Origin of the sequence: Brevundimonas faecalis (assembly GCF_040549405.1) — a bacterium.
GTDB lineage: Bacteria > Pseudomonadota > Alphaproteobacteria > Caulobacterales > Caulobacteraceae > Brevundimonas > Brevundimonas faecalis.
The window spans coordinates 174143-188869 of the sequence record NZ_JBEPTF010000001.1 but is presented as its reverse complement, the minus strand read 5'-3'; the positions used below and the strand labels follow the sequence as shown (position 1 = coordinate 188869).

General features: G+C 66.7%; 16 protein-coding genes. 8 read left to right on the top strand and 8 right to left on the bottom strand.

The genetic code is table 11. From position 1 onward, the window contains the following. Nucleotides 1-183 precede the first annotated feature (183 nt). The 4 genes from ABIE19_RS00825 (at nucleotide 184) to ABIE19_RS00810 (ending at nucleotide 4184) form a co-directional block, all read left to right on the top strand. A complete protein-coding gene (locus tag ABIE19_RS00825) occupies nucleotides 184-1176 on the top strand; it encodes a KpsF/GutQ family sugar-phosphate isomerase (protein WP_354087213.1) in 993 nt (330 codons plus the stop codon). 105 nt (nucleotides 1177-1281) lie between these two features. Then, the gene (locus ABIE19_RS00820) at nucleotides 1282-2433 is read left to right on the top strand and encodes a glycosyltransferase family 4 protein (RefSeq protein WP_354087212.1); all 1152 of its coding nucleotides are present in this window, start codon (nucleotides 1282-1284) and stop codon (nucleotides 2431-2433) included. Between the two features lie 44 nt (nucleotides 2434-2477). After that, nucleotides 2478-3629: a polysaccharide biosynthesis/export family protein gene (locus ABIE19_RS00815; protein WP_354087211.1), complete on the top strand. Its 1152-nt coding sequence runs from the start codon at nucleotides 2478-2480 to the stop codon at nucleotides 3627-3629. 12 nt (nucleotides 3630-3641) lie between these two features. Further along, on the top strand, nucleotides 3642-4184 hold the full coding sequence (locus ABIE19_RS00810; RefSeq protein WP_354087210.1) for a hypothetical protein: 543 nt from the start codon (nucleotides 3642-3644) through the stop codon (nucleotides 4182-4184). Here the strand turns inward: ABIE19_RS00810 and ABIE19_RS00805 are convergent. The 6 genes from ABIE19_RS00805 to rpmH form a co-directional block, all read right to left on the bottom strand. Then, complete coding sequence (locus ABIE19_RS00805) at nucleotides 4154-5164, bottom strand: LLM class flavin-dependent oxidoreductase (protein WP_354087209.1); 1011 nt, start codon at nucleotides 5162-5164, stop codon at nucleotides 4154-4156. The genes ABIE19_RS00810 and ABIE19_RS00805 overlap by 31 nt on opposite strands. 60 nt (nucleotides 5165-5224) lie before the next feature. After that, the gene (locus tag ABIE19_RS00800) at nucleotides 5225-5734 is read right to left on the bottom strand and encodes a DUF3617 domain-containing protein (protein WP_354087208.1); all 510 of its coding nucleotides are present in this window, start codon (nucleotides 5732-5734) and stop codon (nucleotides 5225-5227) included. Nucleotides 5735-5808: 74 nt separating this feature from the next. Continuing rightward, nucleotides 5809-6477, bottom strand: a complete 669-nt coding sequence (yihA, locus tag ABIE19_RS00795) for a ribosome biogenesis GTP-binding protein YihA/YsxC (RefSeq protein WP_354087207.1) — start codon at nucleotides 6475-6477, stop codon at nucleotides 5809-5811. 4 nt (nucleotides 6478-6481) lie between these two features. Continuing rightward, entirely contained in the window at nucleotides 6482-8278 is a 1797-nt protein-coding gene (yidC, locus tag ABIE19_RS00790) for a membrane protein insertase YidC (protein ID WP_354087206.1), read from the bottom strand. A gap of 5 nt (nucleotides 8279-8283) precedes the next feature. After that, the gene (gene rnpA, locus ABIE19_RS00785) at nucleotides 8284-8712 is read right to left on the bottom strand and encodes a ribonuclease P protein component (protein ID WP_354087205.1); all 429 of its coding nucleotides are present in this window, start codon (nucleotides 8710-8712) and stop codon (nucleotides 8284-8286) included. A gap of 32 nt (nucleotides 8713-8744) precedes the next feature. After that, nucleotides 8745-8879, bottom strand: a complete 135-nt coding sequence (rpmH, locus tag ABIE19_RS00780) for a 50S ribosomal protein L34 (RefSeq protein WP_003164000.1) — start codon at nucleotides 8877-8879, stop codon at nucleotides 8745-8747. Nucleotides 8880-9014: 135 nt separating this feature from the next. Here rpmH and ABIE19_RS00775 point away from each other — a divergent pair, with 135 nt between their 5' ends. The 3 genes from ABIE19_RS00775 to ABIE19_RS00765 all read left to right on the top strand — a co-directional run bounded on the left by ABIE19_RS00775 (nucleotide 9015) and on the right by ABIE19_RS00765 (nucleotide 11851). Beyond that, complete coding sequence (locus ABIE19_RS00775; protein WP_354087204.1) at nucleotides 9015-9776, top strand: TVP38/TMEM64 family protein; 762 nt, start codon at nucleotides 9015-9017, stop codon at nucleotides 9774-9776. Beyond that, a complete protein-coding gene (locus ABIE19_RS00770; RefSeq protein ID WP_354087203.1) occupies nucleotides 9773-11248 on the top strand; it encodes a sensor histidine kinase in 1476 nt (491 codons plus the stop codon). The genes ABIE19_RS00775 and ABIE19_RS00770 overlap by 4 nt, the downstream gene beginning before the upstream one ends. Before the next feature lie 102 nt (nucleotides 11249-11350). Beyond that, nucleotides 11351-11851 (top strand): cell wall hydrolase, encoded by a 501-nt coding sequence (locus tag ABIE19_RS00765; protein WP_354087202.1) that lies wholly within the window; start codon nucleotides 11351-11353, stop codon nucleotides 11849-11851. On the opposite strand, the gene ABIE19_RS00760 is transcribed toward ABIE19_RS00765, so the two are convergent. Together ABIE19_RS00760 and ABIE19_RS00755 are read right to left on the bottom strand one after the other, a co-directional pair. After that, nucleotides 11848-12873, bottom strand: a complete 1026-nt coding sequence (locus ABIE19_RS00760; RefSeq protein ID WP_354087201.1) for an oxidoreductase — start codon at nucleotides 12871-12873, stop codon at nucleotides 11848-11850. The genes ABIE19_RS00765 and ABIE19_RS00760 overlap by 4 nt on opposite strands. Continuing rightward, nucleotides 12873-13919, bottom strand: coding sequence for a ribonucleotide-diphosphate reductase subunit beta (locus ABIE19_RS00755; RefSeq protein ID WP_354087200.1), 1047 nt, complete (start codon nucleotides 13917-13919; stop codon nucleotides 12873-12875). The genes ABIE19_RS00760 and ABIE19_RS00755 overlap by 1 nt, the downstream gene beginning before the upstream one ends. A gap of 155 nt (nucleotides 13920-14074) precedes the next feature. Here ABIE19_RS00755 and ABIE19_RS00750 point away from each other — a divergent pair, with 155 nt between their 5' ends. Next, on the top strand, nucleotides 14075-14725 hold the full coding sequence (locus tag ABIE19_RS00750; RefSeq protein ID WP_354087199.1) for a glutathione S-transferase family protein: 651 nt from the start codon (nucleotides 14075-14077) through the stop codon (nucleotides 14723-14725). Nucleotides 14726-14727: the final 2 nt, after the last annotated feature.

Genomic DNA, 14727 nt, shown 5'->3' with positions numbered 1-14727 from the left:
GGTCCGAGCTCGTCAATCTGCTGCTGTCGAGACCTTCGGTAACGCACGACGGCCGCTAAGGTTGTCCCTTCAGCCGACGTTTGCACTGCGGCTCCCATTGTGCGGCTCGGTCAGATGGGGCAATTCGCCATAACGTCTCAAAGAACCGCCCCAGCGGTCCGGCGGCCCAGGAGTCGAAACTTCATGCCCGATCTCGTCCATTCCTCGCCGGAACAGATCGCCGCCATGACCGGTCGCGCTCGCGACGTCATGCAACTCTACATAGAGGCCTTGGCTGCCCTGGAACGGTCGATCGACGGTTCCATCGCTCGCGCCTGCGACGTCATCCTGTCTCGGCCGGGCTATGTCGTCGTGACCGGCATGGGCAAGTCGGGCCACATCGGCGGCAAGATCGCCGCCACCCTCGCCTCCACCGGCACCAACTCCTTCTTCGTCCACCCTGCGGAGATGAGCCACGGCGATCTGGGCATGCTGCGTCCCGACACCACCCTTCTGGCCATCTCCAACTCGGGCGAAAGCCGCGAGTTGCGGGACCCCCTGCTCTATTGCCAGCGCAACGACATTCCGGTGATCGGCGTCACTCAGAGGCCGCAGAGCTTCCTGGGCCGCAACTCCGCCGTCTGCCTGACCATGCCCAAGGTCGCGGAAGCCTGCCCCAACGGCCTGGCCCCGACCACCTCGACGCTGATGACCCTGGCTATCGGCGACGCCCTGGCCATGGTCCTGATGGATCGACGAGGCTTCACGCGAGAGGACTTCGGCCTGCATCACCCGGGTGGCGCACTGGGGATGAGTCTGCAGACCGTGCGGGAATGGATGGGCGACAACGCCGCAACGCCTGCGAGCGTGCCTCTGGACGCCGATTTCAGCACAGTGGTCTCAGCCATCACCGCCGGCCGCAAGGGCGCCGTCGCTGTCCTGAACGCCGAGGGCGGTCTGGCGGGCGTCATTACGGACGGGGACATCCGTCGCGCATTTTCACACGATATCAGCTCCATCCAGGCCGCTGACATCATGAGCCGCTCGCCCATTACAGTGGATCTGGACGCCCGCATGAGCGACGTCGTCGATCTGCTGCGCACCAACAAGATTTCCAATCTTTTAGCGGTCGAGAGCGGACGTCCTGTCGCGATCATCCATATCGCCGAACTGATGCAGGCCGGCTACGTCGCCTAGATCATGCAAGACATCCTATTCGACGCCAGCCGGCTGATCAGCCGCACCGAGCGCAGCGCACCGACCGGCGTGGATCGTGTCTGTCTGGCCTATGCCGAATGGCTGGTGAACCATCCCGTCTACCGCATGGTTCCCGTGCGTTCGAAACACGACCAACTCGCCGCGGTCGATGACCGCTGGTTCCGTGAATGCTTGACCGATTTGCGCACGCGCTGGACCGGAGTTCGCGACGACCGAACTTTGAATGCAAATGAGAAACGCCTTTTCGCGGCCTTGGAAACCGACCACACGGCCCAGTCCGTCATCGGTGAGGCCCCCGACCCCGACCAGCCCAAAACCGGCAAGAAAACGCGAGTCTGGAAGCAGTATTTCCGCTCTCGTCGCGTCGACGCTCCTCCTCCCGCCAAACTCTATTTCAACGTCGGCCACACCAGTCTGAACACGCCGGACATCCTGTCGAGCCTGACCGCTCAGGGGATTCAAAGCATCGTCATGCTGCATGACCTGATCCCCATCACCCATCCGGAGTTCTGCCGTCCCGGAGACGGCGACAAACACAAGCGGCGCGTCCGAACAGCCTTGCGTCATGCGTCGCATATCGTGGTCAATTCCCAGTATACGGCCGACGAGCTCCTCGCCTTCGCCGACCGTGATCAAATTACCGCGCCTTCCGTCGACGTCGCCCATCTCGGACTAGAGCCTGTCTTTCACGCCGGGGTCGCTTCCACGTCACGACGTCCCTATTTCATTCACATCGGCACGATCGAAGCGCGCAAGAATCTCGCCTTCCTCCTGACTGTGTGGCGACGACTGCAGGAGAAGATGGGAGCCGAGACCCCCAGCCTTGTGCTGGTGGGACGTTACGGGTGGGAAAACGAAGCGGTGTTGGATCATCTTCAACGCGGCCCCAATATCCAAGGTCTCGTGCATCAGGTGGAAAACCTGCCGGACGCCGCCTTGACCGACCTGATGCGCGGGGCGCACGCCGTCCTGGCGCCCTCTTCCGTCGAAGGGTTCGACCTGCCCGCCGTGGAGGCCTGCGCCATGGGCGTTCCCCTGATCGCATCCGACATCGCCGCTCACCGAGAACTGGTGCCCCAAGCCACCCTGGTCGACCCTCTGGACGGCCTCGGCTGGCTGAACGCCCTGGAGACGGCGACGCGCCACAGGCCCGTCGCGCCGGCCTATCAAGCGCCGACCTGGCCCGCCCATTTCAAGCTGATCGAAAAGCGCTTCCTTCGCCCTCTGGCGACTTAGGCCGCGGCCGAGTAAGCATGGAACGAACCAAAAGCAGAGACGCAATGACCCGCACTGCCGCCAGCCTGATGATCGTCGCTCTTCTCGCCGGGTGTTCGACCCTGCCGCGCGACGGGCCGTCGGGCTCCAATGTCGTCAAAGCCGCCAGCACCCCCGAACGCACGGGAGACTATGCGCTCGTCGATCTGGACTTCACGCTCAGCGAACGCCTGAAAGCCGCGCCGCCGCGCTCTTTCAGCACCCTGGCCCTGGCCTCCAGCGAGGCGCCGACTGACGTCATCGGCGTGGGCGACACCCTGGCCGTCAGCATTTTCGACCCGAGCGGCAGCCTCTTCGGCGGCGGGTCGCGTTCCAGCGGAACGCCGCAAGGCGGCAACCAAACCCTGCCCCCTCTGATCGTGGACCGAAACGGCGCAGTGTCCATTCCCTTCGGCGGCGCGGTCAATGTGCAAGGCTTGACCCCTGCACAAGCCTCTACCGCGGTCAGACGCGCCTTGATCGGCAAGGTCGCCAATCCTCAGGTCATCGTCACCCTGGCGGGCAACGCCTCCAACACCGTCACCGTGCTCGGCGACGTGCGCAACCCGGGTCGCCAGCCATTGTCAGCCAACAGCGACCGCATCCTCGACGTGATCGCGGCGGCAGGCGGCTCTTCGCGTTCGATCCATGACGTGGACGTCCGCATTCAGCGCGGCGGTCAGACCTATTCGGCGCCCATGTCGGTCGTCACCACCGAGTTCAACGAGAACGTCCGCCTGCAGCGCGGCGACCAGGTGAACCTCGTCTACAAACCCCGCCGCTTCAGCTCCTTCGGCGCCTTCAACGCCGTTGCGCGCAGCGAACTGCCGCCCGGCCCCCTGACCCTGGCCGAAGCGCTCAGCGGCGTGGGCGGACTTGATTCAAACCTCGCCGACGCCCGCTCGGTTCTGGTCTTCCGCTTCGAGCGTCCAGAAGTCGCTCAGGCGCTCGGCATTCAGCAACCCGCGACCTCACGCGGCGTGCCGGTCGTCTATCGCCTGAACCTGCGGGAAGGCGAAGGCTTCTTCATCGCCAGCAATTTCCAGATCGAGCCGGACGACCTCATCTATGCGCCGCGCGCCGGCGCTGCCGAAATGCGTAAATTCTTCGAGGTGGTTCAGAGCATCACCCGTGTCGTCTACGACGTCTCGGTCACCAGCACTCTCAATCTCAACTAGGCCGTGCTTGGATTGTTCAGCCGTCGTCGTGAAGCATCATCGCCTTCGGCGGCGGTTGAACCACTCATCCCACAACCTCTTCTTGAAGGCGCTGATGACCTGCTGACTCAGGTCGAGACGATTGAGGCCGCCGCTGCTGAAATCTATGCGCGCTACGGTCTGCCCGACCAGCCCGGTCACTACCGCAGGCGAAGTCATGACACGGCCTGGGAACGACTAACCAACGGTCTCTTGCCTGAAGAAAAGTGGCGAATAATCCAGGACGCTCCGCCAGACCTCGGCTGGCGTTATGCTTCTCTATCGCAGATAGGCGCTGGCTCGGTCTTCACCGATGTGCGCCACGCCTCGGCCATCCTGTCCGCCTGTCACGGGTTGAGGTTACGGTTGACCGAACGCCTGACCATCTCGCCCCAGGATCTGGCGGACGCCATTCGTCTAGGGGTGTCCTGGCGCCTCTTGTCTGACACGGCGGCCGCCTCTCAGGCAGGAGCGGCGGAGCAGGCCCCCTCCCTCTCCCCGTCGTCTCAATCGACGCTCTCGTCACCCGACGACTGACCAACCGCCTGCGCCAAGAGTTCGATCGACCGGACACGCGCGGCCGGGTCCCAGATCTGGCTGGTGATCATCAATTCGTCCGCGCCAGTCCGAGCCACGAAGGTCTCCACCGCTTCACGCGCCGTTTCCGGCGCTCCTACGGCCGAACAGGCCAAGGCCGCGTCGATCATGCCCCGCGCCGCCGCATCCAGCCCTTCATAATAGCCCTGCACGGGCGGCGGCAGCTTGCCGGGCCGACCCGTGCGCAGATTGACGAAGGCCTGCTGGACCGAGGAGAATAGCAGGCGCGCCGCATCGTCCGTCTCGGCGACGAAGGCGTTGTAGCCCAGCATGACATAGGGCTTTTCAAGATGCGGGGACGGACGGAAGGTCTGGCGATAGACATCCAGCGCCCGCATCATCTCCCCAGGGGCGAAATGGCTGGCGAAGGCGTAGGGCAGGCCCAGATGGGCGGCCAACTGGGCCCCATAGGTCGATGAGCCCAGGATCCAGATCGGCACGGCCTGGCCTTCTCCCGGATTGGCGATGATGCGCTGCCCCTCCTGCGCCGGGGCGAACCATTGCATCAGCTCCATCACGTCCTGAGGGAAGGCGTCCACATCGCCCTGAAGCGTGCGACGCAGCGCTCGCGCCGTGGCCTGGTCCGATCCGGGCGCGCGGCCCAGACCCAGGTCGATGCGATCGGGATAGAGGGCGTTGAGCGTGCCGAACTGCTCGGCGATCACCAGGGGCGCATGGTTGGGCAGCATGACGCCGCCGGCGCCGACGCGGATGCGGCGCGTCGCGGCCGCCACGGCGCCGATGACGACCGAGGTCGCCGCGCTGGCGATGCCGGGCATGTTGTGGTGTTCGGCCAGCCAGTAGCGCCCATAGCCCAACCGCTCGGCATGTCGGGCCAGGTCGATGGTGTTGGCCAGGGCCTGGGAAACGTCCGAGCCTTCAGGAACGGGCGCGAGGTCGAGAATGGAAAGCGGGATCATCCGACCGATATGGGGCCGCGCTTGCGCAGCGCCATACCGGTCGAACGATCACGACAGGTTTCAGCCGGCGGCCGCGGGGCAGTCGCCGACGCGTTCGGCCGTCATGGTGACCTTGGTCTGGGCCATGGCCGGGGTCGGCGCAGGATCCATCTTGGTCGTCACTTCCGTGACGTAGCGGCTATTGAAGTCGCCGGTCACGCGGATGGTGGAGTCGGCCTTCATATTGCCCGGCAGGGTGCAGCTCGACGACGCGACCATGGCGTCGCCTTCACGCGCGAAGGGCTTGCTCGTGCACTGGGCGCCGGCGGGCTGGGCGTTGGCCGGAGCCTCCAGCTTGGCTTCCTTGATGCAGACTTCCTGGGGCGGCACGGACGCGCCGCCCGGCATGCCTTCCATGGCGGTGGTGATGCGCCACAGGCCCGGCTTGGGCGCATCCATGGACGCCGGGGCGGCGGCGGGAGCGCCGGCCTCTCCGGCCTTTTCACCTTCAGTCTTGCCGCCCGAGGGGCTGCAGGCGGCGGCGGACAAGGCGAAGGCGGAAGCCAGGCCGATGAAGACGACTTTACGCATTAAGAAATTCCCTCTCCTGATTGAGAACAGGGACAACGCGCCAGCAGCGCGGCAGTTCAATCGGTGACGATTGTTTACGTCAGTTCGACGCCGGTGGTGCGCATGATCTCGGCGCGCAATTCCGGAATGCCCGCGCCCTTTTCCGACGACGTGACCAGCACCGCCGGATAGGCGGCGGGACGCTTGGAGATGGCCTTCAGCGTCGCCGCCTGCACCTTCTCGGCCTCGCCCTTCTTCAGCTTGTCGGCCTTGGTCAGGACGATCTGATAGCTGACCGCCGACAGGTCGAGGGCGTCAAGAGCCTCGTCGTCGACCTTCTTCAGGCCGTGGCGGGCGTCGATCAGCAGATAGACCCGCTTCAGCGTCACCCGGCCGCGCAGGTAGTCGCGCCCTAGGTCCTGGAACTTCTTGACCGTGGTCTTGGACGCCTTGGCCCAGCCGTAGCCGGGCAGGTCGACCAGCCGCAGGCGGCCGTCCAGATCGAAGAAGTTGACCTCGCGCGTGCGGCCCGGCTCGTTCGAGGCCCGGGCCAGCTTGTGCATGCCGACCAGGGCGTTGATCAGGCTGGACTTGCCGACGTTGGAACGGCCGGCGAACGAGATTTCAGGCAGGTCGGGATCGGGCAGTTGCTCGATCTTGGCGCAGCCCAAGACGAAGGTCGCCTGCCGCGCGAACAGGACGCGCGCGGCTTCGATCTCCGCCTCGGAATATTCTCCGACCTTGGGCTCGTCCGAGGGTTCCAACAGATCAGGCCTTCTTGAAGCGGGCGAAGAAGCTGTCGATCGGGTTCTCGGCCTTGAAGCGGTGCATGATGATGTACTGCTGCGCGATCGAGAGGATGTTGTTCCAGGCCCAGTAGATCAGCAGGCCGGCCGCGAACGGGGCCATGATGAAGGTGAAGATGAAGGGCAGGAAGGCGAAGATCTGGCGCTGCATCGGATCCTGGGCCGGGGGGTTCATCGACTGCTGCAGCCACATGGTCAGGCCGTAGATGATCGGCAGGACGCCCAGGTGCAGCGGCCCGTTCAGGATATTGCCCAGCAGCGGCAGGGTCGCCGGATCCCACGGAATGGCGCCGAACAGGTTCCAGACGGTCGAGGGATCGCGCGCCGACAGGTCGCGGATCCAGCCGAAGAAGGGCGCGTGGCGCATTTCGATAGTGACGAACAGCACCTTGTACAGGGCGTAGAAGACCGGAATCTGGACCACGATGGGCAGGCAGCCCGCCAGGGGATTGATCTTCTCCCGCTGGTACAGGGCCATCATCTCCTGCTGCTGCTTCTGCGGGTCGGAGCCGTGCTTCTTCTTGATCTCCTCCATCTTGGGCTGAAGGAGGCGCATCTTGGACAGGCTCTCGTAGGACTTGCTGGCCAGCGGGAACATAATCAGCTTGACCACGACCGTCAGGGCCAGGATGGCCAGGCCGAAGTTGCCCAGGACGCCGTAGAAGAACTCCACCACGGTGAAGATCGGGCGGGTCAGGAACCAGAACATGCCCCAGTCGATGGCGTAGACGAAGCGCGGCAGGTCCAGCGACTGCTCATAGGCCTTCAGCACCTCGGCGCGCTTGGCGCCGGCGAACAGACGCTGGGTCTCCTCGATCTGGCGGCCCGGCTGGATGGTGCGGGTCGCGCCCAGCATGGCGGCTTCATGGACGTTGGCGCCGTCGGGATCGCGCACGGCGAACCGGCCCTCGATCTTCTCCTTCTGATCGGGGATCAGGGCGGCCATCCAGTACTTGTCGGTGATGCCCAGCCAGCCGCCGGTCGACTCGTTCTCGATGCGCGGCTTCTTGGCCCAGTCCTTGTACTTGACCTGCTTGGTCGAATAGTCGCCGTCCGCGCCGAAGGTGCCGATGGCGCCTTCGTGCAGGATCATCTGCTTGCCCAGGTCGGTCGGCACGCCCTGGCGCTCGACGCGGCCGTAGGGGGCGATGGTGATCGGCTGGCCGCTGAGGTTGGCGACCGTGTCCTTGACGGTGAAGACGTACTGGTCGTCGATGGCGATGGCGCGGGTGAAGCGCAGGCCGGCGCCGTTATCCCAGGTCAGCTCGACCGGGGTGGTCGGCGTCAGGGTCGCGCCCTTGGTCAGGGTCCAGACCGTGTTCGGGCCGGGGACGCCGCCGGGGACGTTGGGACCGCTCCAGCCGAACTGAGCGAAATAGGCGTGCTCCATGCCCTGCGGACGGAACAGCTCGACCGGCGGGGAATTCTTATCCAGCGTCTCGCGGTAACGGGTCAGGAACAGGTCGTCGATGCGCGCGCCCTGCAGCGACAGCGAGCCCTTCAGGGTCGGCGTCTGGATCGGCACGCGGGCGGCGGCGCCCAGAGCCTGAGCCCGGCTGGCGACGAAGGCCGTCGGGGCGGCCGATTCCGGCGTCAGGCCCGCGGTTCCGGCCTTGGCGGCCTTTTCCTCAGCGGCGGCGACCTGCTGCTGGCGACGCATCTCGGCCTGGGGCCGCATCACCAGGAAGTAGTAGACCCCCATGATCAGGGCCGCCAACACGAAGAAGATGATGGTGTTGCGCGAATTCTCGTTCTGCATGGGGATCAGCGGTCCTGGCCGGTCGGGCGGGAATCGTCGGTGGCGCGGGCGGCGGCTTTCGCCGCATCCCCCATATCGGGAGCCGCGCGCGGGGTTGCGAGCCTTGTAAGGGCCGATTTCACATCGTCAAGCAAGCGGTCCCATTCGCGGTCCGCCGTGCCCATGCGGGCGATGAACACATAGTCGCATCCGGGGCGGCCGTATTGCGGCGTCAGCAGCCGCGCGGCCTCCCTCAGACGGCGCTTGGCCCGGTTGCGGACCACGGCCCCGCCGATCTTGCGGGTGGCGGTGAAGCCGACGCCGACGGCGGAATTTCCGTCACGGCGGTCCAGTTGCTGAACCACCACGGCGCCGCGGGCCTGAGAAACGCCTTTGGCGGCCGCCAGGAACTGGGGCCGCCGCAGCAGGCGATGAATTTTCATCGGATCGGTCATGCGCCCGCCCAAAGGGTAATGGGCGCGGGACGTCAGGCCGTCAGGCGCTTGCGGCCCTTGGCGCGGCGACGCGCGACGATCTTTTGTCCGTTCTTGGTGGCCATCCGCGAACGGAAGCCGTGACGGCGCTTGCGCACGAGTCGCGACGGCTGATAGGTCCGCTTCACGTTCGGCTCCGGGTTACAGGGTTGTACGCGACGGACCACATGTCCGCCGTAGGAAGGGCGGGCGTATAAGCGGCGATGGCGAATGAGTCAACGCTGCAACGCCGTTCCTGGGGCGCAAGGACGGTGAATCCGTATATGGACAAGCAGTTGCAGAGGACGAAGCCCCGTTTGAACCGGATCAAGAGATATCTGCCCCTGGCGATCCTGCTGGCGGCGATCGCCCTGATCTTCGGCATGGGGTGGAATCGCTACCTGTCGCTGGACACCTTGCGGGAGCATGGAACGGCCTTTCAGGCCCTGGCGGACGAGCACTATCTGCTGACCCTGCTGGCCCTGATGCTGCTGTTCGCCCTGCTGACCGCCAGCGTGGTGCCGGGCGTGGTCTTCATCACGGTGACGGCCGGCTATCTGTTCGGTCCCTGGGTCGGAGGGATCGCCACCGCCTTCGCCGCCACAATCGGCGCCCTGGCCGTCTATTATGTCGGCCGCACGGCCCTGGGCGAGTCGCTGCGCCGCCGCGCCGCCGCCGACACCGGCCTGTTGAGCAAGGTCTGCGAGGGCGTGGACCGGAACACCTTCTGGTACGTCCTGGTGGCGCGCCTGGTGGTGTCGGTGCCCTTTCACCTGATCAATGTGGCCGCCGGGGTCATGTCGGCGCCCCTGCGCCCCTATATGATCGCCACCTTCATCGGCCTGCTGCCCGCCCACATCATCTATTGCTGGATCGGGTCGGGCCTGAACGAAATCCTGGTCCGCGATCCCGATCCGGACCTGCAGAGCCTGTTCGCCGAGTTCATGTGGCCCCTGCTGGGCGTGGCCTTCCTGTCGATGCTGCTGCCCCTGGGCCTCAAATTAGTGCAGAATCGGCGCGGTCGACACGGCGCGGACGCCGCATGACGGAGCCCAGGACGATCGAGACAGGCCTGCAGACCCGCCCGGACACGGCCCCCGCCGTACGCCCGCCGATCACCCTGCGCGAACGGCTGACGCCCCATGCGCCCGACGGCCTGTCCAGCCGGCTGTTGCTGCTGACGGTCGTCTTCACCCTGGCCGTCGCCGCCCTGATCATCGTACCCAGCGCCGCCTCCTTCCAGGAGCGCTGGCTGATGGACCGGCTCCAGGCCGCGGAACTGGCCTCGGTCGGGGTCGAGGCCCTGCCCTATTCCGCCGTCGAGGATTCGACCGCCGAGCAGCTTCTCAGCATCGGCGGAGTCCAGTCGGTGGTCGTGGGCGAACAGGGCGTGCGCCGCCTGCTGCTGCAGGCGCCCAACCTGCCGCGCGCGCCCGAACTGATCGACTTGCGCCGCCGCAACATGGGCGCCCGCCTGCTGGACCCGTGGAAGACCCTGTTCGGCCATCCCGACCGCTCCATCCGCGTCCAGGCCAAGCCGCGCTATCGCTCCGGCGACTTCATCGAGATCCTGGCCCCCGCCGCTCCGTTGAAGACGGAGTTGAAGGGCTTCCTGCTGAACAGCCTGTTCAAGTCCCTGCTGATCGCCCTGGTGGCGGGCGGCCTGCTCTACGCCTCCCTCTCCTTCCTGGTGCTCCAGCCGCTGCGACGCGTCACCCGCTCCATCGAGCGTTTCGCCGCCGATCCTGAAAGCGAGGGCGAAACCCCGTCCGACCGCCACGACGAAATCGGACGGGTCGAGCGCGAACTGGCCCGCATGCAGGAAGAGGTGCGCCAGTCCCTGCGTTCGCGCGCCCGCCTGGTCGCCCTTGGCGAGGCGGTGGCCAAGATCAACCACGACCTGCGCAACATGCTGACCTCGGCCCAGATGGCGTCCGAGCGCCTGTCGGGCTCCAGCGACCCCCTGGTGGCCGTGGCCCTGCCCCGGCTGGAGCGCGCCCTGGGCCGCGCCGCCGCCCTGGCGCGCAACGTCCTGGAGTACGGGCGGTCGGAAGAGCCCGAGCCGCAGAGGAAGAAGATGCTGCTGGCCCGCGCCGTCGCCGCCGCCGCAGAGGACGCGGGACTGGAAGAGGGCGGCGTTCGTCTGGTCCGCGACCTGCCCCCCCGCTTCGCCGTCAACGCCGACGGCGATCAGTTGCATCGCATCCTGGTCAATCTGATGCGCAACGCCCGCCAGGCCGTCGAGGCCGCGCCGGATCGCCAGGGTCGCGGCGCCGTCACGGTTCGCGCAGGCGTCGAAGGCGCCGAGGCCGTGATCCTGATCTCCGACGACGGACCCGGCATCCCGCCCCGTCTGGCCGAACGCCTGTTCGAACCCTTCGTCAGCGGCAGCAAGACGGACGGCACCGGCCTGGGCCTGACCATTTCGCGCGAACTGGCGGCCGCCCACGGCGGCGCCCTGACCCTGGTGGACACGGGCGCGGACGGCGCCCGCTTCGAACTGCGCCTGCCGAACTGAAGACCGCGAACCTGCAGCCGAGGGTTTGCCGGGACGTTGTTTCCACAGCTCCACAAAAAGGCCAAGCTCGCAGCGCCTGATCCGCGCCGAAGGAGATTTCCGATGACCCCCCGTCGATCGATCCGCACCGTCGCCGCCCTGGCCCTCGTCGCCGCCCTGGCGGGACCGCTCGCGTCGCAAGCGCAGACGAAGCCTCCGAAGTCCACAGCTCAGACCGCGCCCGCCGCCGACCCGGTCGGCGACCTGCTCAGGGCGCGAGGCGAGCGCTATCACCGCGCGCCGGATTCGGCCCAGGATCCGGACGAGCTGCGTCGCACCCAGGCCCTGAACGCCGAGATCACCGCCCAGAACGACCTGGCCGAGAACGAGGACCGCGCCAACGCCGCCGCCTTCGCCAAGGCCCAGGCGCAATACCAGGCCGAACTCGAACAGGCCGACGCCAGCGCGCGCGCCGCTCAGGAACGGCACGAGGCCGATCTGAGGACCGCCGCCGAGGCCCAGGCCGCCTATGACCGCCAAATGGCCGACTGGCGCGCCACCGTGGCCGCCTGCGAGCGCGGAGACCGGGCCCGCTGCAACGCCGGACGCCAGACGCCGAACTAGAGGGCGACCTCGGCCCGGCGCTCGGCGCTGAGCAGGCCCGCCTCCAGCACCTCCATCACCGCCACGGCCTCGGACGGCGGAACCGGATTGGACGCGCCGTCGCGGAGGGCGCGAGCCACGGCGGCGTAATAGGCGGGATAATCGCCGGGCGGTCCCGTCACCACCTCTCGCGCGCCGGTCGCGCCGTCCACGACCACGCCGGGACGCGGATCGACGCCCCAGCCCGCAGCGCCAGGCCGCAGCCCCGCCTTCAACTGGTCCTCCTGGACGTCCAGGCCTTGCTTCGACCAGCCGGCCCGCGCGCCGTGAACGGCGAAACGGGCGTCGGGCGCGGGCGTGACCATGTCGGCGTGCAGGATGATCCGCTTGTCGGCGTAGCGCAGCACGGCGTGGGCGTAGTCGACGCCCCGTCCGCCGGGCCGCAGAATCGCCAGGTCGCAGGCCACGCCCAGCGGCCGCCCGAACAGACAGAGAGCCTGATCGATCAGATGCGGTCCCAGATCGTACCAGAGACCCGCGCCCGGCCCGTCGCCCTCGCGCCAGCGATCGCGCACCTGGGGCCGCCAGCGATTGAAACAGCTTTCAAGGCGGATCACCGGCCCCAGCCGATCCTCGGCGATCAGGGCCTTCAGCGTCAGGAAGTCCGCGTCCCAGCGCCGATTGTGGAAGACGGAGAGCAGGAGGCCGCGCTCATCGGCCAGGGCCGCCAGCCGCCGCGCCTCGTCGGCGGTCAGGGTGAAGGGCTTGTCCACCACCACCGCCTTGCCGGCCTTCAACGCCGCCTCGGCCTGGGCCGCGTGCAGGGCATTAGGGGTGGCCAGGACGATCAGTTCGATCGCCGGATCCGCCAGAACCTCGTCAAGGGACGCCGCCGCCCGCGCCTGAGGCCAGGCCTCGGCCTGGCGGCTGACCACCGCCTCCAGATGCAGTTCCGGACAGGCGGCGATCAGGGGCGCGTGAAAGGTGCGCCCGGCGTAGCCGAACCCGACCAGCGCCGTGCGGACCGGGGCGGATGCGGCCATCAGGCCTCGGTGCTGTCCTGACGACGACGCAGCATGGAATCGAAGCTGTCCCAGACGCCGTCGGCGCCGTGCCATGACCCCTGCGTCGCCGCCTTGGAGTATTCAGTGGCGCGGGCCTCGAAGAAGTTGGCGTGCTCGACGCCCGACAGCAGGGATTGCAGCCAGGGCAGCGGGTTTTCCGTCACGCCGTAGACTTCCGGCAGTTGCAACTGACGCAGGCGCCAGTCGGCGATGAAGCGGATGTACGACTTGATGTCGTCCGGCGTCATGCCGTTCACCGGGCCCATTTCGAAGGCCAGGTCGATGAACTTGTCCTCCATCGCCACCACGGTCTTGCAGCAGTCGACGATGTCGTCGGCCACGGCCTGGGTGACGGCCCCCGTCTCCTTGTTGAAGGCGTGGTAGAGCTTGATGATGCCTTCGCAGTGCAGGCTTTCGTCGCGCACCGACCAGGACACGATCTGGCCCATGCCCTTCATCTTGGACTGGCGCGGGAAGTTCATCAGCATGGCGAAGCTGGCGAACAGTTGCAGCCCCTCGGAGAAGCCGCCGAACATGGCGAGCGTCCGGCAGATGTCGGCGTCGGTGTCGACCCCGAACTGGCCCATGAAGTCATGCTTGTCGCGCATGGCCTCGTATTCCATGAAGGCGCCGAACTCGCTCTCGGGCATGCCGATGGTCTCGAGCAGCAGGGCGTAGGCCGCGATATGGATCGTCTCCATATTGGCGAAGGAGGCCAGCATCATCTTCACTTCGGTCGGTTTGAAGACCCGGCCGTAGCGCTCCATGTAGTTGTCCTGGACCTCGATGTCGGCCTGGGTGAAGAAGCGGAAAATCTGCGTCAGCAGGTTGCGCTCGCTGTCGGTCAGGTTGGCGGCCCAGTCCTTGACATCCTCGCCCAGCGGCACCTCTTCGGGCATCCAGTGGACCTGCTGCTGCTTCTTCCACATGTCGAAGGCCCACGGATAGCGGAAGGGCTTGTAGGCGGCGGAGGGCGTCAGCAGTCCGGCCGTTCCGGGACGGATGATCGAGGAGTGGGCGTTCATCAAAATGACCTGAAGCGAATCCGGGAGAAGCGAGTTTCACCATGCGTCCGGTCGCGTCCGGCGCCAAGTCGGAATACGCCTATCTTGCGATCACATTTTCACCTGACCGCTAGATGTGGTGGTCCGACGCGAATCAGATGGGGAGAAGCCTGGGGATGAACATCATCACGCTTTACGGCGCCGCCGGCTCGGGATCGGTTCCGGTCGAGGCGGCCATGACCCTGATCGGCCTGGATTATCAGGTCGTCGAGGCCCCGACCTGGGAAGGGGATGTCGAGCGCGACAAGGTCGCGGCCGCCAACCCGATGCGTCAGATTCCGACCCTGGTCACGCCCCGGGGCGAGATCATCACCGAGAGCGCCGCCATATTGATCTGGCTGGCCGACAGCCATCCGCAGGCGCGACTGGCGCCGGGGATCGACGATCCACGCCGGGCGCAGTTCCTGCGCTGGATGTGCTTCATCCCCGCCTCCATCTATTCGATGTTCTGGGTGCGTGACGTGCCTTCACGCCTGGCGGGCGAGGATCCGGCGGCCCAGGTCGAAGTGCAGAGACGAACGGCTGAGCGCGTCGCCGAATGCTGGCGCGTCATGGACGAACAGGTTCGACCCGGCCGTTTCCTTCTGGGCGACGACCTCAGCGTGCTGGACCTCTATGTCGCCATCGCCAGCCGCTGGACGCCGCGTCGCGCCCGCTTCTACGCCGAGGCGCCGCGGATGGCCGAGGTGGTGCGGCGGGTCGACGCCCTGCCCGCGCTCCAGGCCTTCTGGGCCGAACGCTTCCCCTTCGGCGCCGACGACGCCTGATC